Below are 19,961 nucleotides of genomic sequence, written 5' to 3'. Positions count from 1 at the left end.
CAACACCTTGGGATCAGTGGTCGTAATCGCCTTGTGAACGAACGAACCCTTAGGTCCCATCCGCGGCGGAAAAGGCCGAGCCGCCGTCACAGCGGGAGTGGGCCTAGGCGCTAGGGCAGTCACACAGTCCTCCTGAAGATGCGAGTGGAGTCATCGTAAACCCGCAACGGCTCGGGTACTACCTTTGGTCGTAGTTCGTTGCGGCGGAGTCGTGTATCTCGACGAAAAATCCCGCCACCGACGACGGTGGCGGGATTTCACGACGACTGTGTCGGTGAGCGTCAGTTGCCCAACGCGCAGAACTGGCCCGAGGACAGGTTGAGGGCGAGCGACCACTGGCCGACGCAATCGACGCCTGCGGCTTCGGCGGTTGCTCCCGAACCCCAACCCGCGATGGCGATGGTGGTTCCGCCGTTGTCCGCCCAGGAATGCGCGATTCCGCCGCCGATGGCTCCGGCGTACGCGGTGCCTCCGGCGCGCGAGGCCCCGAGTGCCGTGCCGTAGCCGGTTGCCAACGTGGAGGTGCTGCCCGCGCCCTCGGCGACGCTGACGGCGGTGCCGCTGTCGGTTGCGGTTGCGGTAGCGCGTGACGCGTCCTGAGCGGTGGCGCCGCAGCTGGCGTAACCGTCGACCTGGATGTCGTTCGCGGACGGAGGGGACACGCACGTCACCGGTGCCGCGGAGGCCACGCCGACGCCGGCGAAACCAGCAGCGACGATGCCGCCACCGACAGCGAAAGCTGCTGCAGCACGGGACATTCGACTACTGGAGCGGAAGGAGGAGCCATCCTGGGGCGAGCGGCGGAGCAGAGAGAAAGACGGAACAGCGAACAACAGGGGGGCTCCTTCACGGAATCTTGCAAATGGGTCGATGCGGCACACCGTACCCCGGTTCGGGCGTCAGGTCATCAGTGAATGTTCCCAATGGATGTAACGATTCGTCACCGTCGATGTCGTGGCCGTCTTCCGCATGTCGATGGTGCTCTAGCATCTTCGAAGATGAAGCGCAGTCTTGTCGTCGTTCTTGCCGGAGCGCTGGTGGTTCTCGCCGGATGCAGCGGGTCGTCCGACGGTCCAGCGGGTCCGCCGGCGGCGGATTCGTCGTTCACCTCGCCCGGTGTCGCGCTCGCGCCGGACTCCGGCGGAGCGGTGCGAGAGCAGGCGCCCTCGCCCGTCGAACGCAAAGAGGTTGTCACGGGCCAGATCTACGTCACCGCCGACGATCCCGTCGACGCTGCACGCGAGGCGGTCGGCGCGGTGGAGAGCGCCGGAGGCCGCATCGACAACCGAACCGAGAATCCAGCGACGGAGAACTCGACGGCCAGTAGTTCCATCACCGCCAGGATCCCCGCGGACGAGCTGACCGTGACCGTCGACAGGATCTCTGCCCTCGGCAAGGTCACCAGCGTCAGCATCACTCGTGACGACGTCACCATGCAGTACCAGGACCTCGACGCCAGGATCGCGGCTCTTCAGGCGTCGGTCGATCGGTTGCGGGCGCTCATCGCCGGTGCGACGAACACGGCCGACCTGATCGAAGCGGAATCGGCGCTGTCGAGCAGGCAAGGCGAGCTCGACGGGTTGGTCTCGCAACGCAGCTACCTCGGCGATCAAGTGGAACTGTCCACCATCACAGTGCAATTCAGCACCGACGACGTCACGCCGTCGCCCGGACCGGACAACTTCCTCGACGGCCTGGTCTCCGGGTGGAACTCGTTGCTCGACGCGATCGGAGACGGGATCGTTGCCGTGGGGCGTGCGATTCCGTGGCTGGGTGCGCTGGTGGTGGGAGCAGGTGTCGTCTACGCGGTGGTGCGGACGGTGCGTGCAGTCCGGCCGCGCCGGACAGTCGAGAAAGACAACAGCGACGACACGGATGCCGTCGGGACCGACGGCGTGGGGACCGACGAGAGCGAAGGCAACGCCGCGCCTCGGGAATGAATCCCTGTCGGTCTGCGGTGCAGCAGTACCGGACCGGAGTGAGTCGAGCCGGACTCACACCGCCCCGTCGAATCCGTGTTGACGCCAGGCCTCGTACATCACGACGGCGGCCGAGTTCGCGAGATTCAGCGATCGCCGCCCTGGGATCATGGGGATGCGCAACCGGTCGGTGACGCGATCGTCGCCCAGGACGTCGTCGGGGAGCCCGGTCGGCTCGGGGCCGAAGAGGAGAACGTCGCCCGGGAGGTAGTCGACGGACGTGTGGAATCGCGTCGAGTGAGCGGTGTACGCGAAGACGCGATCGGGCTTCAGTGCTTCCCACGCTGCGGCGAGGTTCTCGTGCACGGTCACCGATGCGAGGTCGTGGTAGTCGAGTCCCGCTCGTTTGAGTTTGGGCTCGGACATGTCGAAGCCCAGCGGGCCGACGAGGTGGAGTTCGCACCCCGTGCCTGCGACGAGGCGAATTGCGTTGCCGGTGTTCTGAGGAATCCGGGGCTCGAAGAACATGAGTCGAAACACCCGGCTCACTCTGCCACCACGCGTCGGGGAAGGATGGTGCAGGTGGACGAGGAACAGATCATCGGCGAGGACTACTCCGACAGCAGACTCGATCGGCAACGGTGGAACGGCCGAAGTTACGTGGCCTGCACCTTCCGGGATGCGGACCTCAGCGGCCTGGAGACGACGTCCGTGGTGTTCACCGAGTGCGACTTCACCGGCGCCGATCTGACCGAATCGGTCCACCGCGACGCGGCCTTCCGGTCCTGTACTTTCACTCGAACCAATTTGCTGCACTCCACTTTTCGCAATTCGACGTTCATGGGTTCGACATTCGTGGACTGCAGGCTGCGGCCCGCGACGTTCGACGAGGTCGACTTCACTCTGGCAGGGATGGGCGGCGCCGACCTGCGTGGAGTGGACCTGACGGGATGTCGATTCGTCGAGGCCAACCTCGTGAACACCGACCTGCGCAAGGCGACGCTCGTGTCGGTCGACCTCTCCGGCGCGCGAGCCACCGGCGCCAAACTCGACGCCGCGGATCTGCGCGGGTCGAGGGTAGACGGGGCGCTCTGGGTGGGAACCTCGCTCGTCGGCACGAAGATCGAGCTCACCCAGGCGGTGGCCTACGCGCAAGCGCAGGGACTCGCTGTCGAGGGGTGAGAAATCGGCCGGTGACAGACCTGGAACAATGTGGGTCGTGACTGCAACGATTCTGGACGGCAAGACGACCCGCGACGAGATTTTCGTCGATCTCACCGAGCGGGTTCGGACCCTGCGGGAGAACGGTATCGTTCCCGGCCTCGCGACGGTTCTCGTCGGCGACGACCCGGGTTCGGCCGCCTACGTGCGGGGCAAGCACAACGACTGCGCGAAGGTCGGGATCACATCGATTCGACGCGATCTCCCCGCCGACATCACCCAGGCGGATCTCGAAGCCGTCATCGACGAACTCAATGCCAATCCGGCGTGCACCGGATACATCGTCCAACTTCCGTTGCCGAAGCATCTCGACGAGAACGCGGCGCTCGAACGCATCGACCCGGACAAGGATGCCGACGGCCTGCACCCGATCAACCTCGGGCGTCTGGTGCTGGGCAAGGACGCTGCGCTGCCGTGCACACCGCGCGGAATCGTGCATCTGCTGCGTCGGTACGACGTACGGATCGACGGCGCTCACGCCGTCGTCGTCGGTCGCGGTGTGACGGTGGGCCGCCCGATCGGACTCCTGCTGACTCGCAGGTCGGAGAACGCGACAGTGACGCTGTGCCACACCGGAACTCGTGATCTTGCGGCCGAGGTGTCTCGCGCCGACATCGTCATCGCGGCCGCCGGTGTGCCGGGCATCATCACCGCCGACATGGTCAAGCCGGGTGCTGCGGTCCTCGACGTCGGCGTCAGCAGGACCGAGGATGGTCTGCGCGGCGACGTCGCTGCAGGCGTCGCGGACGTCGCGGGATTCGTCTCACCCAATCCCGGGGGCGTGGGACCGCTCACTCGCGCCTTCCTGCTGTCCAACGTTGTCGAACGTGCCGAGCGAGACCTCCCGGCGACGGTCTGACGTCGCATGGGCGCTCAGATCCGCAAGAACCTGCCTCTACTGGCCGTGATGGTCGTCCTCGCGGCCGCGCTCGTGCTCGTGCTCGCGGACCGGTGGCGCCGCGGATCGTTCGTGCTGGGCGTGGCCACTCTTCTCGCGGCGGGGTTCCGGCTGTGTGTTCCCGAAAACCGCGTGGGGCTGCTCGCGGTACGAAGCCGTGGCTTCGACGTGTCCGCCCTCGCGCTGGTGGGCGGCGCCATCGTCTTTCTGTCGTCCTCGATCGACCCACTCGGTACGGACTGAGCGCCGCACCGAGTCGGTCGACTCCTGAGTTCAGGCGTGGCGAGCAGCGCGTGCGTGCTGCATCGTCTCGCCGAGCAGCTTCGCGACGGACCCGGCTTCGGTGAGAAAGCCGTCGTGACCGTCTCTGGACTGAATGACTTCGAGTCCACGGCACTCGGGTAGACCGCGCGCGATCTCCTTCTGCTGACGCAGCGGATACAACCGGTCGGAATCCACACCGCCGACGATGGTCGGCACCGTCGCGCGCGCCAGGGCTTCGTCGACGCCACCGCGTCCCCGACCGATGTCGTGCCGGTTCATCGCCTCGCTCAGTAATACGTACGTGCTTGCGTCGAACCTGTCGGCCAACTTGTTGGCCTGGTGCTGAAGGTAGCTGTCGACGGCGTATCGGCCACCGTTCCACGGGTTCTCGTCGCCCTGGGGGTTGTTCTCGAACCGGAGGTCGAGCTCGCTCTCGGTGCGATAGGTCAGGTGCGCGATGCGACGAGCGATCTTCAGTCCAGCGCGAGGGGATCGAGCCGTGCCGTGGTAATCACCGCCCTGCCAGTCCGGATCCGACGCGATCGCTTCGATCTGAGTGGTCTGCGTACCGATCTGGTCCGCAGTGGCGCGGGCGCCGACGGCGAGTACGAGAGCGGCGCCGACACGCTCGGGATGGCCGACGATCCACTCCAGTGTGCGCATGCCGCCCATGGAACCGCCGACAACAGCAGCGAAGCGGTGGATGCCGAGCGCATCCGCGAGCGCGACCTCGGCCGCAACCTGGTCGCGAATGGAGATGCCGGGGAATCGGCTGCCGTACGGCTTACCGTCCTCGGCGAGCGAGCTGGGACCCGTCGTTCCACCGCAGCCACCGAGGACGTTCGATGCGACGACGCACCACTCGTCGGTGTCTATCGGTGCGCCGGGTCCGACCATCCCGTTCCACCAGCCGGGCAACGCGTGATCCGCGTCGGCGGGTCCGCTGACGTGCGAATCGCCGGTGAGGGCGTGCTCGACGAGAACCACGTTGTCACGTCCGGGTGCGAGCTCTCCCCAGCGCTGCACCGCAACGGTCACCTGGGGTAGCGAGGCACCGCTCTCGAGGTCGAGCCGGCCGATGTCGATACTGCCGAGCCGTCCGTCCGGCGGCGGGAATCCCGCAGCCGGACGGACGTCGTGCACAGAGCCGATGGTCAAGACGCCGCCGCTGCGAATCCGGTTTCGAGATCGGCGAGAATATCGTCGATCCCTTCGATACCCACAGCGAGCCTGACCAGGCCCGGAGTGACGCCCGAGGCCAGCTGCTCCTCCGGCGTCAACTGCGAATGTGTGGTCGAGGCGGGGTGAATGACGAGTGAACGCACATCACCGATGTTAGCCACATGGCTGTGAAGGCTCAGCGCGTTGACGAACTTCTTGCCGGCGTCGACGCCGCCCTTCAGCTCGAACGCGATGATGGCGCCCTGGCCCTTCGGTGCAAGTTCCTGGCCGCGGCCGTACCACGGCGAGGACTTCAGACCCGCGTAGTTGATGGACTCCACCTCGTCCCGCGCCTCGAGGAACGCCGCCACCTTCTGTGCGTTCTCGACGTGACGTTCGATGCGCAGACTCAACGTCTCGAGCCCCTGGCTGATGAGGAACGCGTTGAACGGAGACACGGCCGCGCCGACATCACGCAGCAACTGGACGCGGGCCTTGAGCGCGAACGCCGGAGCACCGAGGTCCGCGAACACGACGCCGTGATAGCTGGGATCGGCCGTCGTGAAGTTGGTGTGGCGCCCCTGCGTCCAATCGAAGGTGCCACCGTCGACGATGACGCCCGCGATGGCGGTGCCGTGCCCACCGAGGTACTTCGTCGCCGAATGCACGACGATGTCCGCGCCGTGCTTCAGCGGCTGGATGAGATACGGAGTCGCGACGGTGTTGTCGACGATGAGCGGAATCCCGTTCTCGTGCGCCACGGCGGAGATACCGGGGATGTCGAGAATGTCGTTCTTCGGGTTGGAGATGGTCTCGCCGTAGAACGCTTTGGTGTTCGGGGTGATGGCTGCGCGCCACTGCTCGAGATCGTCCGGATCCTCGACGAACGTGACCTGCACACCGAACTTCGGAAGCGTGTAGTGAAACAGGTTGTACGTTCCGCCGTACAGACGAGGGCTGGAGACGATGTGATCGCCCGCTTCCGCGAGGTTGAGGATCGCGAACGTCTCGGCGGCCTGCCCGGACGCCAGGAGCAGCGCGGCGACGCCGCCCTCGAGAGCAGCGATGCGCTGCTCGACCACGTCCTGGGTGGGGTTGATGATGCGGGTGTAGATGTTGCCCGGTTCTGCCAGCCCGAACAGTGCGGCGGCGTGATCGGTGTTGTCGAACGTGTACGACGTGGTCTGGTAGATGGGCAGAGCGCGCGCGTTGGTCGCGCCGTCCGGAGTCTGACCCGTGTGAATCTGCTTGGTCTCGAAAGCCCACGAAGCAGTGGGGTCTTCGATGGGGGCGCCGGTTGCGTCCACGACGTCAGGGGTGTTGTCGGTCATGTGAGTGATAACTCCGTCTTCGAAGGATGATCAGGTTTCGAATCGGCTCTCGTCCGGAAAGCCGGGGCGGGGCGTATCGGTACAACAACACATGATCAACCTCTTCCTGGGGCCGCCGACGTGTCGGACAACTCCCGGTCAGTGGGCCCACCGACATCATGTGACATCACCGTGGCGGGCCCGCGCTTGCTCGACGGCAACGCGTGTGCGCAGCCGACTAACCAGGTCTTCTCACCCGGGGCACCCCACCGCGGTTGGAGGGTTGCCGGCCAGCAAGCCGGGGCTCGATGCTGGCACTCATGACCTGGCGTGAATCCTAGCGGTGCGATCGACTTCGGGAAACAAGCAGTCCGGCCACAACACGCCTGCCGACGGCCGGGAGTGGAGCCTGCGGAATGAGCACTATAAAGGTAGTAGTGGGGCCTGCGGATCGACCGTTGGACGGCGGCGTGAGCACTATCACCGCCGGAGGATTCGAAAATCGCTTGTGCCGGGGATGACAATTGACGCCTGGGACGTTGCCGATCCAGTCCGTCCTTTTTCTTCTTGATCGATCCCGAAACCCCGAAAGGTCGTTGTGCCGTGTCTGTCACCGATTCCGCCCTCGCCAGGAATGTCGGCGCCGTGCGTTCGAAGGTGTCGAGCGGCCTGAGTACCAGTAACCGTCCGCACTCCACGCGGAGACGGTTCGCGATGTTCGCCCTGTCGATCGGTGGGTTCGGTATCGGGACCACCGAGTTCGCGTCGATGGGTCTGCTTCCCGACGTGGCGTCGAGCATGGGTATCTCCGAGCCCTCGGCCGGTCACATGATCTCGGCGTACGCCCTCGGCGTCGTCGTCGGTGCGCCCGCGATCGCGACGCTGGCCGCGCGTGTACCGCGTCGAGCACTGTTGATCGCTCTGATGGTGGCGTTCACTCTTGGCAACCTCGGTACCGTGTTCGCTCCCAGTTTCAACGAATTGGTCGCGTCCAGGTTCGTCGCGGGCTTGCCTCACGGTGCGTACTTCGGTATCGCGGCGCTCGTCGCGGCGCATCTCGCCGAGCCGGGCAAGCGCGCCAAAGCTGTTGCGATGGTCATGATGGGGCTCTCGATAGCCAACGTCGTCGGTGTCCCCGCAGCTACCTGGCTCGGGCAACTTCTCGGCTGGCGCAGTGCGTTCGCCGTCGTCGGGGTGATCGGTGCACTCACCGTCACCGCCTTGATCATGTGGATGCCTCGTCTCGACGGCATGCCGACCACCAATCCGATCACGGAGCTCGGTGCACTTCGCCGCAGCCAGGTGTGGATGACGCTGTTCGTCGGCATGGTCGGCTTCGGTGGCATGTTCGCCGTGTACACCTACATCTCGTCGACGCTGACCGATGTCGCGGGACTGGCACGCACTCTGGTGCCGGTCGCGCTGATGATCTACGGCCTCGGCATGGTTGCCGGCAACTACTTCGGCGGATGGCTCGCGGACCGCTTCAAGCTGAAGGGAACGTTCTTCGGGCTGGCATCGATGGCTGTGTTCCTGGCTGCGTTCGTTCTGGCCGCACACAACCCGATCAGCGCGCTGATCCTGGTGTTCCTGATCGGCGCGTCGGGCTCGTCGGTGATCCCCGGACTGCAGACCCGGTTGATGGACGTCGCCGAGGACGCTCAGACACTGGCGGCGTCGCTCAATCACGCGGCGTTCAACCTCGCCAATGCAATCGGTGCCGCGCTCGGTGGTGCCGTCATCGCCGCCGGCTTCGGGTACACGGCACCCGCGGCTGCAGGTGCCATCCTGGCCGTCGCAGGCCTCGTCGTCCTGTCCATCGCGATGTGGATGCAGCGACGGACCGACGCCCGCGCTGCTTGATCGACTCGCCTGGATCTTTCGATGCGCACCGCTCGGTGTGCGTCCGAGAGATCCAGGCCGAGGTCGGTCAACTCGTGGTGGTGGCTGCGCCGCCCCCGGCGAGCGTGCCGGCGAACGCCGGGACCAACTTGTCGATCACGTACGGCAAGCTCAGGACGCTGGTGAAGTAGATCGCGCCTGCTGTGACGCCATCGGTGAACACGAGCTTGTTCTCTTTCACCCGCTCGAGGTTCCGATACACCCGCTCCTGCTCGAGTGCGGTGCGATCTTCGGGCTTCTCGGTGCCCCAGAGCAGCACGTCGGCCGAATCGAGGACCGACAGGTTCTCGAGCGGAATGTATGCCTGGCCGCTGCCGTCCGCGGGTGCGAATTCATCGATGTCCGACGGCACGACGAACCCGAGATCGGTCAGAAAGTCCGTGCTCAAGCCGTTCTGGTAGGCGATGGCGTCGCCGTCGTAGATTGCGTTCTGCAGGAAGATCGCCTTGGTTCCCTCGAACTCCGGGTGCTCGGCCCTCGCGGCTGCGAACTTCTCGTCGACGCCCGCGATGAGATTCTCGACGTCGTCCTTCTTGCCGACGGCGGCGCCGATGCTGCGAGCTTGAACATCCCACGGTTCGAAGTACTCGGAGTACTCGCCGGAGTGTGCAATGGTCGGCGCGATCTCGCTGAGCCGGTCGTAGGATTCCTGATCCAGACCCGCGTTGGTCGCGATGATCAGATCGGGCTCGAGCCCGACGATCCGTTCGTACTGAAAGCCGTCGGCGATGTCGAGCACCTCCGGTTGTGCGTCGCCGAGCGCGTCCTGTGCCCACGGCCAGGTGGCGTACGGCTGCTCGCCGTACCATTCGGTGACGCCGACGGGGATCACGCCGAGTGCGAGGAGGGTGTCCTGCTCGGTGTAACCGACGGAGACGACGCGTTGCGGTTCCGATTCCACCGTCGTCTCGCCGAAGGCGTGGTCGACGGTCACCGGAAACGCCCCGCTCGACTCGGAACCGCTGGTGGGAGTGCTCGCCGTGTCGTCGGACGAACTCGAGCATGCGGACAGCAGGAGCGCGGCAGCTGCCGCGGCGGCGGCCCACCGAAGCAGTCGCGTGGATTCGACCATGAAGGTGCCTTTCGAGGGGGTGACGTGGCTCGAGTTCTGTCGGGCCTCGCTCGGATCCGTAAGGGTAGCCGACCCTTATGTGACGGAATCAGGCCGTGTCCCGCGACGCCCGCGCGGCCCGACGGATCTTCACCGAACCTCCACATTTCCCGACGGACTCCTCCATGTTCGGGCTCTAGGGTCGACATCATGAACCGCACAGTGCTGGTCGTCGACGACGAACCCACGATCTCCGACGCGTTGGCCGCACGACTCCGCGGCGAAGGTTTCGGCGTGGTGACGGCGCACGACGGACCGTCGGCGGTCGAGGTCTGTGCCCGCGAGAAGCCGGACGTCGTAGTTCTCGACGTCATGCTGCCGGGCTTCGACGGCCTGGAGGTGTGCCGACGGATCCAGGCGGACCGTCCGATTCCGGTGCTGATGCTGACCGCGAAGTCGGACGAGACCGACATGCTCGTCGGACTCGGCGTCGGCGCCGACGACTATCTCTCCAAGCCGTTCAGTATGCGCGAGGTCGTCGCGCGGGTGCACGCACTCCTTCGTCGCGCCGAACGCACCGCCGCGGCATCGACTGCGACGGCGGCGATGACGCTCGGCGCGTTTCGAATCGACCACGATGCGCGACGCGTGAGCGGACCCGACGGTGAAATTCACCTCACCCGAACCGAATTCGACATCCTTGCATTCCTGTCGGCTCGACCCGGCGCTGCGGTCGCCCGCGACACCCTCCTCGCCGAACTGTGGGGTTGGGAGGATTCTGCCAGCAGTCGGACCGTGGACAGTCATGTGAAGGCGTTGCGCCGCAAGCTCGGCGGCACGCTGATCCGGACCGTTCACGGCGTCGGGTACGCGCTGGAGACTCCACGATGAGGGCTCCGATCCCGCTTGTCCGGTTGCCGCGACCGCTGGACTCGCTGACGTCGTTCAAACTCAAGGTCGCTCTGATCGTGGGGATCGTTCTGCTGTTGGCAAGCGTGACGTTCTGGATCGGTGCGAGCTGGCAGTTCCGCTACACGCTGCTGGCCGCGCTCGTGGTGTCCATCGCAGCAACGCAATTGGTGGCGCACGGTATGACTTCACCGCTGCGAGAGATGACGGCCGCGGCCCGCGCAATGGCACGAGGGGACTATACGACGCGGGTGCGCGCGAGCTCGCGTGACGAGGTCGGCCAACTCGCCGAGGCCTTCAATACGATGTCCGCTGATCTCGAAGCAGCCGACACGTACCGGCGTGAGCTCATCGGAAACGTCTCCCACGAACTCAAGACGCCGATCGCGGCACTTCGTGCGGTGCTGGAAAACATGGTCGACGGCGTGACCGAGCCCGATCCTGCCACGCTGAACGTCGCGCTGCGTCAGACGGAGAAGCTCGGTGACCTGGTGACCGAGTTGCTGGATCTGTCCCGGCTCGAAGGGGGAGTGCTCCCACTGCGGCCGGAACGATTCGGTGTGCACGACTTCCTCGGCGCGGTGGCGTCGGAGTACGGGCGTGTGCGCGTCGTGGTGACGCCGCACCAGCTGCAGATGTCCGCCGACCGGTCACGAGTGCAGCAGATCGTGACGAACCTGCTGAGCAATGCAGTCGAGCATTCCCCTCCGGGCTCGGCCGTCACAGTGTCCGCGATGCCTGCACCGGAAGGGGTCAGGATCGAGGTGTCCGACGACGGTCCGGGAATCTCGCCCTCCGAACGTTTTTCGGTCTTCGACAGGTTCACCAGAGGTGGTGCCACAGGCGGCGGAACCGGACTCGGTCTGGCGATCGCCCGGTGGGCGACCGAACTGCACGGCGGGACGATAGAAGTCCTGGACAGATCACCCGGGTGCCACATCCGGGTGTGCCTTCCACAGAACTGAACCCTGCCCGGTCCCACACGAGAACCACTTTCACTCACGGCGCACGCACAGGCGTGTCGTCGCTCCAAGTCCTGCCCAGAACAACTGTGAGGTAGAGGAAATGAACGCAATCACTACACCGAAGTCCACCTCCACCGGGCCGGCTCCGGTGCTTCCGCCGAGCAACCGGTCATCGCGTCGATGGTCACCGTGGGCCCCGCGAGTGTGGCCGGTGCTCCGCCACGCATCGGCGCCGCGAAAGGCTTTGATCGCCGCGATGTCCGCAGGTGCGGTGGGGGCATCGGTACTCGGAGGACAGGGCGTCGGATACTCCATCACCACGGCCGTCATCGTCGCCGCAGTCGCCTTCGCACTGCGGGAAAGGCCCACCCCGTGGCAGCTCGCCGGCGCGAGCGGAGTGCTTCTGCTGGGATCGGTCGCGACCGTCCGCGCAGCGGAATGGCTGGTGGCACTGTGCATATGGACGTCGATAGTCGTTGCTGCGGCGGTACTCTCCGGCTCATGGACCTGGCGAGGTCTCGGGCTGGGGGCCTTGGCTCCGCTGTTTCTGCCGGTCCGCACGTGGAGATGGGCGTCCACCGGTGCGCGGCGGCTGGACACCGACCGTGCCCACCCGCGCCGACTGGCCGCGGTCTTCGCATCGACGGTGATGCTGGTGATCGTGTTCGGCGCGCTGTTCGCTGCAGCCGACCCGACATTCGGGAAGATCGTCGACGCGGCGACTCCCGACTGGGATCTCGGTGGCACCGTGACACGCATCCTCGTGTTCACCTTCGTCGGCGCAGCGACACTGGGTGCGGCGTATCTGGCGGTCAATCGACCGCACTTCGATCTGCTCGCGCGGCCGTCGAAGTCGTCGGTGTCACTCTGGGAGTGGATGGTGCCCGTCGCGGCTCTCGTCGGAGTGTTCGCCCTGTTCGTGGCCGTTCAGACGACAACACTGTTCGGCGGTCAGAGCCACGTGCGCACGACGGACGGCCTCACCAACGCCGAGTACGCCCGTCAAGGGTTCTGGCAGTTGCTGGCGGTGACGGCCCTGACTCTTCTGGTACTGGCCACCGTTGTTCGCACAGCGCCGCGAGGTACTCGTACCCAGCGGACGTATCTGAGGGTTGTTCTCGGCTTGCTGTGCGTCCTCGCCCTCGTGGTGGTGGCCTCGGCCTTGCATCGCATGTCCCTGTACGAGCGTCAATACGGGTACACGACGCTTCGTCTGTTCGTCACGGTCGTCGAGGTTCTGCTGGGAGCGGTGTTCGTGCTCGTCATGGTCGCCGGAATCGGTATGACAGGGAAATGGCTGCCGCGAGCTGTCGGGGTCGCTGTCGTCGGCGCGGTTCTTTCCCTCGCTGCGCTGAATCCGGACGCGTACGTCGCCCGGCACAGCGTCGAGCGGTTCGAGGACACCGGCAAGATCGACACGCGGTATCTCCGAAGCCTCTCGGCGGATGCGGCACCGGAGCTCGACCGCCTGCCCGAGCCCTATCGCAGTTGCGTGCTCTCCGACGTCACGGCAACGGTGAAGTGGACAGAGTGGAACCTTGCCGAGGATCGAGCTGCAGCACTCGACGGGCGTGGTCCCGGAGGCGCGAACTGCGCGTGATCGGATGGACGCGATACGCTGGCCACCGGCGAAGCGAACGGAAGGGGTGGACGGCAATGCGATACCTGAGCGCAGTCTCGGCATACCTCGTCCTGCTCCTGATGCTCGCCACCCTTCCCGACACCGCCGTGACCACAGTTGCCTTCGGGCTGGTCGTCACCGCAGTGGCCGTGGCGCTCGCGTCGTCGGCGGCAAGGCGAATCGTGCTCGACGCCCTGTTCGGCGTCGCACACGGACCACGGGGAGAAGAACGCAGGCGCCGCGGGTCGTTCCGCCGTCAGCAACGGCCCGACGAAGCGGGCCGCCCCATGCCCAGAGCCCCGGGCGCACCGGTGGGGGCACACTGAGCGACGCTCGCGTCCGCGGCTCTGCCCCCGAACCCTTTCTGCCGAAAGAAGTTCGTTCACCCGGGGAGTTCTCGTGCGCACAATCTTCGTTTCACTCGTCGTCACCGTACTGCTGCTGCTGGCAGTCCTCGACGACCCGTCGACGGTCGGCGGACTACTGCTCGGGATCGCTGCGGCAACACTCGCCGCTCTCGGTGCGGTCGACGCGACAGTCGGACTGGACCGAACCCGGGTGCCGGGTCCACCAGCGGAAGAGCGACGTCTGCGTGGACGATTCCGTCGCCAACACCGCCCTGATGCACCCGGGCGCCCCATGCCGAGAGCACCCGGATCGATGACCTGACCGTTCCCGCAGGCTCCACTCCCGTCGGCGAGTCTTGCCGGGATCGGTCGTGACGTTCATCGACCGACTCCCTCGAAGAGGTGCTCTCATGCTCGATTTCATCTACTACCCCGTGTCCGGAATCCTCTGGGTCTGGCACACCGTGTTCGGCTCGGTCCTCGGACCGGACAACGGAATCACCTGGGCTTTGTCCGTGATGTTCCTGGTGTTCACCCTCCGGCTCGTGCTCTACAAACCCTTCGTGAGCCAGGTGCGGACCCAGCTCACGATGAAGAAACTGCAACCGGAGATCAAGGCGTTGCAGAAGAAGTACAGCGGTGACCGCGCGCGGCAGGCCGCCGAGATGCAGAAGCTGCAGAAAGCGCACGGATTCAATCCGCTGCTCGGCTGCCTACCCGTGTTGGTGCAAGCCCCGGTGTTCATCGGGCTGTTGCACGTGCTCCGCTCCTTCAACCGAACCGGCACCGGTATCGGGCAACTGGGAATGTCGCCGGAGGAGAACGCGAACACCGCGAACTACTTCTTCAGCGCAACAGACGTCCAATCATTCCTGGACGCACGGCTTTTCGGTGCACCGATCTCCGCCGCGATGAACAGCGGGGCGGCGACACTGGAGGCGTTCGCGCCGTTCGGCGGTGTACCGACAGTGATCGACATCGCGATGGTGGCAGTACCGCTGATGGTGCTGGCCGGCATCGCGACGCACTTCAACTCTCGTGCGTCGATCGCTCGACAGGACGACGCTGCGCGCGCCAATCCGCAGACGGCGCTGATGAACCGTCTGGCGCTGTGGGTGTTTCCCGCGGGCGTACTGCTCGGCGGTCCATTTCTGCCGATTGCCGTGCTGCTCTACTGGGTCAGCAACAACCTCTGGACCTATGTTCAGCAGCATGTGGTCTACCGACGCATCGACTCCCTCGCTGCCGCAGTCAGCGACGCGGACGACGGGACGACGCAGGCCGACGCCACGGTGGCCGCGCCGTCGAAGCCCCGGCCCGGTGTCAAGCCCGGAGGCCGTAAACGTCGACGCCGATAGATTCCAGGTCTGTCGGTGGTCTCGGCTACGGTGCCCTACGTGACTATCACCGTGTCCACAGTCAACGTAAACGGAGTACGCGCAGCAGCCAGGAAAGGCATGTTGCCGTGGCTCGAGACCACCGACGCGGACGTGATCTGTCTGCAGGAAACCCGCGCGAACGACGGCGAACTCACCAAGGCGCTCGCCCCCGCACTCGACGCAGGCTGGCACCTGGCCTCCGCCGAACCGTCGGCGAAGGGGCGCAACGGTGTGGCGATCCTGTCCCGCACGGCGCCCGATGCCATCCGGGTCGGCATCGGCGCGAAGGAGTTCTCCGATTCCGGACGCTACATCGAGGCCGATTTCGGTGATGTGTCCGTCGCGAGCCTGTACCTGCCGTCCGGCGAGGTCGGTACCGAACGCCAAGAGGAGAAGGAACGCTTCATGGCGGCGTTCGCCAAATACCTCGCCGCATCCGCGAAAGCAGCGAAGTCCGCGGATCGAGACGTGGTCGTGTGCGGAGACTGGAACATCGCCCACACCGAGGCCGACCTGAAGGCGTGGAAGACCAATCGGAAGAACTCCGGATTCCTGCCGGAAGAGCGCGCATGGGTCTCCGCTCTGCTGAAGGAGAAGGCGCCGTGGACCGACGTCGTGCGCGCTCTGCACCCGGATGTCGAAGGACCGTACAGCTGGTGGTCCTACCGGGGGAAGGCGTTCGACAACGACGCGGGTTGGCGTATCGACTACCAGCTGGCAACGGCGTCGCTCGCAGAGCGAGCCAAAGAGGCCGTCACCGAACGTGCCGAGGCCTACGACCAACGGTGGTCCGATCACGCGCCCGTCACCGTCCGGTACCGGTAACACCTGAGAAGAATCGCCTTGCTCGGGCGTGAAAAGATTACGAGCATGTCTTCTCCTTCGCCCACCGACGCACCACAGGGCCCGCGTCAGCGAGTTCTGTCCGGGATCCAGCCGACCGGGGATTCGTTCCACCTCGGCAACTATCTCGGTGCGGTGCGTCAGTGGGTGGCGTTGCAGGAAGACTACGACGCGTTCTACTTCATCCCGGACCTGCACGCCATCACCGTTCCCCAGGACCCCAAGGCGCTGCGCAACCGCACTCGCATCGCCGCGGCGCAGCTGCTGGCGGTGGGAATCGACCCGAAGCGCTCCACTCTGTTCGTGCAGAGCCAGGTTCCCGAACACGCGCAGCTCGCGTGGGTCCTCAACTGCATCACCGGATTCGGTGAAGCAGGGCGAATGACGCAGTTCAAGGACAAGTCGGCGAAACAGGGGCGTGACCAGACCACTGTCGGGCTGTTCACCTACCCCGTTCTCCAGGCTGCCGACATTCTGCTGTATCGCCCCAATCTCGTTCCCGTCGGCGAGGATCAGCGTCAGCACCTCGAGTTGACCCGTGATCTCGCGCAGCGTTTCAACACTCGCTTCAAGAAGACGTTCGTCGTGCCCGACGCGCACATCATCAAGGGCACGGCAAAGATCTTCGATCTGCAGGAGCCGACCTCAAAGATGAGCAAGTCCGGATCCAACCCGGCTGGCATCGTGAACCTTCTCGACGACCCCAAGGTGACGGCGAAGAAACTCCGATCCGCGGTCACGGACAACGATCGTGACATTGTGTTCGATCCCGAGAACAAGCCGGGCGTCAGCAACCTGCTCGTCATCCAGTCTGCCCTCTCGGACCGGTCGATCGAGGACCTCGTGTCCGGGTACGAGGGAAAAGGCTACGGCGACCTCAAATCCGACACGGCCGATGTGCTGACCGAGTTCGTGACGCCGCTTAAGGCGAGCGTCGACGGGTATATGTCCGATGTTGCCGAATTGGACCGCATCCTTGCCGACGGCGCGGATCGGGCCAGGGAAGTAGCGTCGCGCACGTTGGCGCAGGTGTACGACCGGGTGGGGTTCTTGGCTCCGCTCTCCTGACTGACGCTTTCTCTGACAGGCTGGGGGGACTGACAGCGAGGGCCCGACTCCAAGAGGGTGATTGTCGTTCCTGACTTCGCAGCAACTCTGCAAGACCGTCGTGACAAATGGCCGTGGTTCGATCACACGGTCCGCGCAGCAACTCGATACCAGGCTCAGAAGGGCGACTACTACGCGGCGGGCATGACCTACTTCAGCGTCCTCGCGCTGTTCCCGTTGCTGATGGTCGCGTTCGCAGCTGCCGGGTTCATCCTGGTCGGTCAGCCGGAGTGGCTCGATCAGATCCGTGACCAGATTGCGCAGAACGTTCCGGGAAGCTTCGGCGAGACCATCAATTCGTTGATCGACACCGCCGTCGAGTCCAGAACGAGCGTCGGCATCATCGGTCTGCTCGGTGCGCTCTACGCAGGTCTTGGGTGGATTGCCAATCTGCGCGAGGCGCTGACGGCGATGTGGGAGTTCGTACACGAGCCGGGAAGTTTTCTCGCGACCAAGCTGAAGGATTTCGCGGCACTCGTCGGCCTCGGGTTGGCGCTCGCGCTCTCGCTCGGCCTGTCGGCGTTGAACGGCGGATCCGTCATGCGCAGTCTGCTGGAACTGGCGAATCTCGACCAGGCTCCCGGCGTCGGGATTCTGTTACGAGTCGTGTCGGTGCTGTTGGCGCTGGCCGCGACCTGGGCGGTGATGACGTGGGTCATCTCGAGGCTGCCGAGAGAGCCCGTCCCGTTCCGCAGCGCGGTCAAGGGCGGCTTGATCGCAGCCGTCGGCTTCGAGATCTTCAAGCAGATCGCCGCGATCTATCTCGCGTCGGTCACCAACGGTCCCGCCGGAGTCGTCTTCGGCCCCATCATCGGTCTCCTCGTGTTCGTGTTCACGACATCGCGATTCATCCTGTTCGCCACGGCATTTGCGGCGACGACCCGAGAAAGCATGGCGCTGGCCTACGTCCCTCCGCCGGAGCCGGCCGTCATCAACACGCGGGTGGAGGTCAACGAGGGCCCGACCCTCGGCGGCGGAATTGCGCTCGTGGGCGCCGGCGCGCTGGCCGCCGTCGGGCTCGGGTTCTTGAACCGGAGACGCTGACCTCAGCGACGCCGGTGGAGTTGCCGAGCCCACAGCAGGAGCCCGATCACCACCAACCCGCCGACGACGGCGACGCCGATTCGTATCGCAGTGTCACCACCCGCCTCGAGGGACGTCTCCCGTTCGCCTGCCGTGCTCGGAGTGTCCGGCGGAGATGCCAGAGTCGGCGCGGCCGTGCGTGTGCTGGTGACGCCTCCCACCGACTCCGGCGGCACCAGCGTTCCCACACTCGTGCCCGGTGGTAGCGCGAAGCCGTAGTCGAGCAGCCTGGCTGCTTGCTCCCACGGACGAATCGGCAGCACGTCGCCCTTCATGATGGTGACTGCGAGGCGTCTGCCGTTCTTGTCGGCGCCTCCGACGAACGTCTGACGTGCGTCGTCGGTGTATCCGGTTTTGCCGCCCACGGCGCCGTCGTAGTTGTACAGAAGCTGATTGTCGTTCGACAGGGTGAATCCTGGACGGTCGACGTCGTCGGGGATGTTCGGATCCTTGGGGAAGCCCGGAAACTGAACGGTCTCGGTGGAAATCAACTGAGCGAACGTGGGGTTCTCCATCGCCGCACGGAAGAACAACGCGAGATCGTATGCAGAACTGGACATTCCAGGACCGTCGAGACCGGACGGCGTCGCCGTGCGTGTGTCGAGCGCGCCCAGAGACCGTGCCTTGGCGTTCATCTTGGCGACAGTGGCGTCGTCGCCGCCCATCTGAGAGGCCAACGCGTGCGCAGCGTCGTTCCCCGACGCCATCACCAGGCCCTGCATCAATTGAAAGTTGCTGTACACGCCGCCCTTGCCGATGCCGACGGCGCTGCCCTCGGCATTCGCGTCCTCGGCTGTGGCGACGACGGTGGTGTTCAGGTCGAGCTCGTCGAGGGCGACCAACGCCAGCAGGATCTTGATCGTGCTTGCCGGGCGGTACCGGCCGTGCGGATCCTTCGCGGCGATGACGTCACCCGAGTCCAGATCCGACAGAACCCAACCCGTCGCAGAGATGTCCTCGGGGAGGGCGGGTGCACCGTCCGGCACCACCACGCCGCAGTAACCGAGTTGCTCACCGCCCACGGCGTCGGCGGGAACCGGGAGTGGCGTGGGCGCGCTCTCCCCGGGCTTCGGCACCTCGGACAGATCGATGGCTGGCGGTGGCGACGTCGCCTGCGGGCAGTCGTCGGTGTTCGGCGTCGAGAACGGGGTCGAAGTCCCGGCGGGAGGGTCGGGTTCCTGCGCAGCAGCCGGGCCGGCTGCCACGAACAGGACCGCAGCTGCGGCCAGTGCCGCTGCAGTTCGCGAAATCGTTTTCATCGCGAACAACCTTAGGTCTCGGTGTGAGCGACGCGGGCACGACTCACCGGACCGTCGATGGGCAGTCAGATCTGGTCGGACAGGTCGGAGAAGTAGTTGAGCTGCCAGGTCTGCGCGGCCACGCCGGACCTGTTGTTCGGTTCGTCCCATTCGGGGTAGACCCGAAAACCGCGCTTGCCCTCGGTGGTCCCCACCGTGAGCACGCCGTGCTCGGACAGTGCGTGCTTGGGGAACTCGAAGTAGCCGTACGATTTCGGCGTCCACGTGACAACGATCAGACGATCGAAGTCGTCACGTACATCGAAGGGCTCGATCTGATCGCCGGTCGCGCGCTTCCAGAACGTCACGAACTGGCCGACCTTCTTGGGTGTGGTCCGAGCAACGCGGAAGTGAACGGAAAGACCGTCGATCGTCAGGTGATGAGCTCCGTATTCGGAACCTTCGGTTTCGGCGACAGCATTGTCCAGTACGGCTCCTCGCGCATCGAGGACAAGGGACTTCAGCTGCTGTAGTTGTGCGTTCACTGGTACCAGTTTGCTATATCGACGGCAGATACGAAAAACGTCGTGAGTGGAAATGTAGGTGCTCTCTGGTCGCTCCGCGGGCTCCGCTCCTGACTCAGTGCCTACATTTCCACTCACGTGGGGTCTAGTTGTTTTCGGGGAATCCGAGGTTGATGCCGCCGTGGCTGGGGTCGAGCCAGCGGGAGGTGACGGCTTTGC

The 19,961-nt window shown here is 65.3% G+C and carries 21 protein-coding genes and 1 riboswitch; of the genes, 14 read left to right on the top strand and 7 right to left on the bottom strand.

The genetic code is table 11. The annotated features are described in order from the left end of the window. Positions 1–281: 281 nt before the first annotated feature. The gene (locus CH289_RS00115) at positions 282–758 is read right to left on the bottom strand and encodes a DUF6764 family protein (RefSeq protein ID WP_094726954.1); all 477 of its coding nucleotides are present in this window, start codon (positions 756–758) and stop codon (positions 282–284) included. A 240-nt stretch (positions 759–998) separates the two neighbouring features. Here CH289_RS00115 and CH289_RS00110 point away from each other — a divergent pair, with 240 nt between their 5' ends. Beyond that, positions 999–1,940, top strand: coding sequence for a DUF4349 domain-containing protein (locus tag CH289_RS00110; protein WP_020113415.1), 942 nt, complete (start codon positions 999–1,001; stop codon positions 1,938–1,940). Between the two features lie 54 nt (positions 1,941–1,994). Here the strand turns inward: CH289_RS00110 and CH289_RS00105 are convergent, their stop codons facing one another. Beyond that, positions 1,995–2,459 carry a tRNA (cytidine(34)-2'-O)-methyltransferase gene (locus CH289_RS00105; protein WP_026348292.1) on the bottom strand — a complete coding sequence of 155 codons (465 nt, stop codon included), beginning with the start codon at positions 2,457–2,459 and terminating at the stop codon, positions 1,995–1,997. Between the two features lie 33 nt (positions 2,460–2,492). Between CH289_RS00105 and CH289_RS00100 the strand changes: the two genes are divergently transcribed. The 3 genes from CH289_RS00100 to CH289_RS00090 are packed head-to-tail and all read left to right on the top strand — an operon-like array spanning position 2,493 to position 4,281. Further along, the gene (locus tag CH289_RS00100; RefSeq protein ID WP_019667992.1) at positions 2,493–3,101 is read left to right on the top strand and encodes a pentapeptide repeat-containing protein; all 609 of its coding nucleotides are present in this window, start codon (positions 2,493–2,495) and stop codon (positions 3,099–3,101) included. A 37-nt stretch (positions 3,102–3,138) separates the two neighbouring features. Then, positions 3,139–3,999 carry a bifunctional methylenetetrahydrofolate dehydrogenase/methenyltetrahydrofolate cyclohydrolase gene (locus CH289_RS00095; protein WP_179275219.1) on the top strand — a complete coding sequence of 287 codons (861 nt, stop codon included), beginning with the start codon at positions 3,139–3,141 and terminating at the stop codon, positions 3,997–3,999. Positions 4,000–4,005: 6 nt separating this feature from the next. Beyond that, a complete protein-coding gene (locus CH289_RS00090; RefSeq protein ID WP_019667990.1) occupies positions 4,006–4,281 on the top strand; it encodes a DUF3017 domain-containing protein in 276 nt (91 codons plus the stop codon). A 30-nt stretch (positions 4,282–4,311) separates the two neighbouring features. Here CH289_RS00090 and metX read toward each other — a convergent pair whose 3' ends face one another. Next, complete coding sequence (gene metX, locus CH289_RS00085; protein ID WP_094726952.1) at positions 4,312–5,460, bottom strand: homoserine O-acetyltransferase MetX; 1,149 nt, start codon at positions 5,458–5,460, stop codon at positions 4,312–4,314. After that, on the bottom strand, positions 5,457–6,794 hold the full coding sequence (locus CH289_RS00080; RefSeq protein ID WP_080733864.1) for a bifunctional o-acetylhomoserine/o-acetylserine sulfhydrylase: 1,338 nt from the start codon (positions 6,792–6,794) through the stop codon (positions 5,457–5,459). The genes metX and CH289_RS00080 overlap by 4 nt, the downstream gene beginning before the upstream one ends. 177 nt (positions 6,795–6,971) lie before the next feature. Then, a riboswitch (SAM riboswitch) is annotated at positions 6,972–7,099 on the bottom strand. Positions 7,100–7,487: 388 nt separating this feature from the next. Between CH289_RS00080 and CH289_RS00075 the strand changes: the two genes are divergently transcribed. Beyond that, positions 7,488–8,636, top strand: coding sequence for an MFS transporter (locus CH289_RS00075; protein WP_033188525.1), 1,149 nt, complete (start codon positions 7,488–7,490; stop codon positions 8,634–8,636). Between the two features lie 67 nt (positions 8,637–8,703). Here the strand turns inward: CH289_RS00075 and CH289_RS00070 are convergent, their stop codons facing one another. Further along, positions 8,704–9,747 carry an iron-siderophore ABC transporter substrate-binding protein gene (locus tag CH289_RS00070; protein ID WP_020113410.1) on the bottom strand — a complete coding sequence of 348 codons (1,044 nt, stop codon included), beginning with the start codon at positions 9,745–9,747 and terminating at the stop codon, positions 8,704–8,706. Positions 9,748–9,936: 189 nt separating this feature from the next. On the opposite strand from CH289_RS00070, the gene CH289_RS00065 reads away from it, so the two are divergent. The 9 genes from CH289_RS00065 to yhjD all read left to right on the top strand — a co-directional run bounded on the left by CH289_RS00065 (position 9,937) and on the right by yhjD (position 17,941). Continuing rightward, positions 9,937–10,617: a response regulator transcription factor gene (locus tag CH289_RS00065; protein WP_020113409.1), complete on the top strand. Its 681-nt coding sequence runs from the start codon at positions 9,937–9,939 to the stop codon at positions 10,615–10,617. Beyond that, positions 10,614–11,600, top strand: a complete 987-nt coding sequence (locus CH289_RS00060) for a sensor histidine kinase (protein WP_027499116.1) — start codon at positions 10,614–10,616, stop codon at positions 11,598–11,600. Before CH289_RS00065 ends, CH289_RS00060 begins: the two co-directional genes overlap by 4 nt. A gap of 100 nt (positions 11,601–11,700) precedes the next feature. Continuing rightward, positions 11,701–13,200: a DUF4153 domain-containing protein gene (locus CH289_RS00055; protein WP_231383936.1), complete on the top strand. Its 1,500-nt coding sequence runs from the start codon at positions 11,701–11,703 to the stop codon at positions 13,198–13,200. Between the two features lie 56 nt (positions 13,201–13,256). Further along, on the top strand, positions 13,257–13,547 hold the full coding sequence (locus CH289_RS00050) for a DUF6412 domain-containing protein (protein WP_230594203.1): 291 nt from the start codon (positions 13,257–13,259) through the stop codon (positions 13,545–13,547). Between the two features lie 73 nt (positions 13,548–13,620). Then, positions 13,621–13,890: a DUF6412 domain-containing protein gene (locus CH289_RS00045; RefSeq protein ID WP_020113406.1), complete on the top strand. Its 270-nt coding sequence runs from the start codon at positions 13,621–13,623 to the stop codon at positions 13,888–13,890. A gap of 88 nt (positions 13,891–13,978) precedes the next feature. Next, complete coding sequence (yidC, locus tag CH289_RS00040; RefSeq protein ID WP_027499115.1) at positions 13,979–14,926, top strand: membrane protein insertase YidC; 948 nt, start codon at positions 13,979–13,981, stop codon at positions 14,924–14,926. Between the two features lie 39 nt (positions 14,927–14,965). Further along, complete coding sequence (locus CH289_RS00035) at positions 14,966–15,772, top strand: exodeoxyribonuclease III (RefSeq protein ID WP_080733865.1); 807 nt, start codon at positions 14,966–14,968, stop codon at positions 15,770–15,772. A 45-nt stretch (positions 15,773–15,817) separates the two neighbouring features. Next, positions 15,818–16,858, top strand: a complete 1,041-nt coding sequence (gene trpS, locus CH289_RS00030; protein ID WP_019667978.1) for a tryptophan--tRNA ligase — start codon at positions 15,818–15,820, stop codon at positions 16,856–16,858. Positions 16,859–16,915: 57 nt separating this feature from the next. Continuing rightward, on the top strand, positions 16,916–17,941 hold the full coding sequence (yhjD, locus tag CH289_RS00025) for an inner membrane protein YhjD (protein ID WP_019667977.1): 1,026 nt from the start codon (positions 16,916–16,918) through the stop codon (positions 17,939–17,941). A gap of 2 nt (positions 17,942–17,943) precedes the next feature. Here the strand turns inward: yhjD and CH289_RS00020 are convergent, their stop codons facing one another. Next, complete coding sequence (locus tag CH289_RS00020; protein WP_019667976.1) at positions 17,944–19,239, bottom strand: D-alanyl-D-alanine carboxypeptidase family protein; 1,296 nt, start codon at positions 19,237–19,239, stop codon at positions 17,944–17,946. A 65-nt stretch (positions 19,240–19,304) separates the two neighbouring features. Further along, entirely contained in the window at positions 19,305–19,763 is a 459-nt protein-coding gene (locus CH289_RS00015) for a MepB family protein (RefSeq protein WP_019667975.1), read from the bottom strand. Positions 19,764–19,961: the final 198 nt, after the last annotated feature.

Source organism: Rhodococcus sp. RS1C4 (genome assembly GCF_002258225.1).
GTDB lineage: Bacteria > Actinomycetota > Actinomycetes > Mycobacteriales > Mycobacteriaceae > Rhodococcoides > Rhodococcoides fascians_E.
Note: the sequence above shows the minus strand (reverse complement) of the source record. Positions and strands in the feature narration are given on the sequence as shown.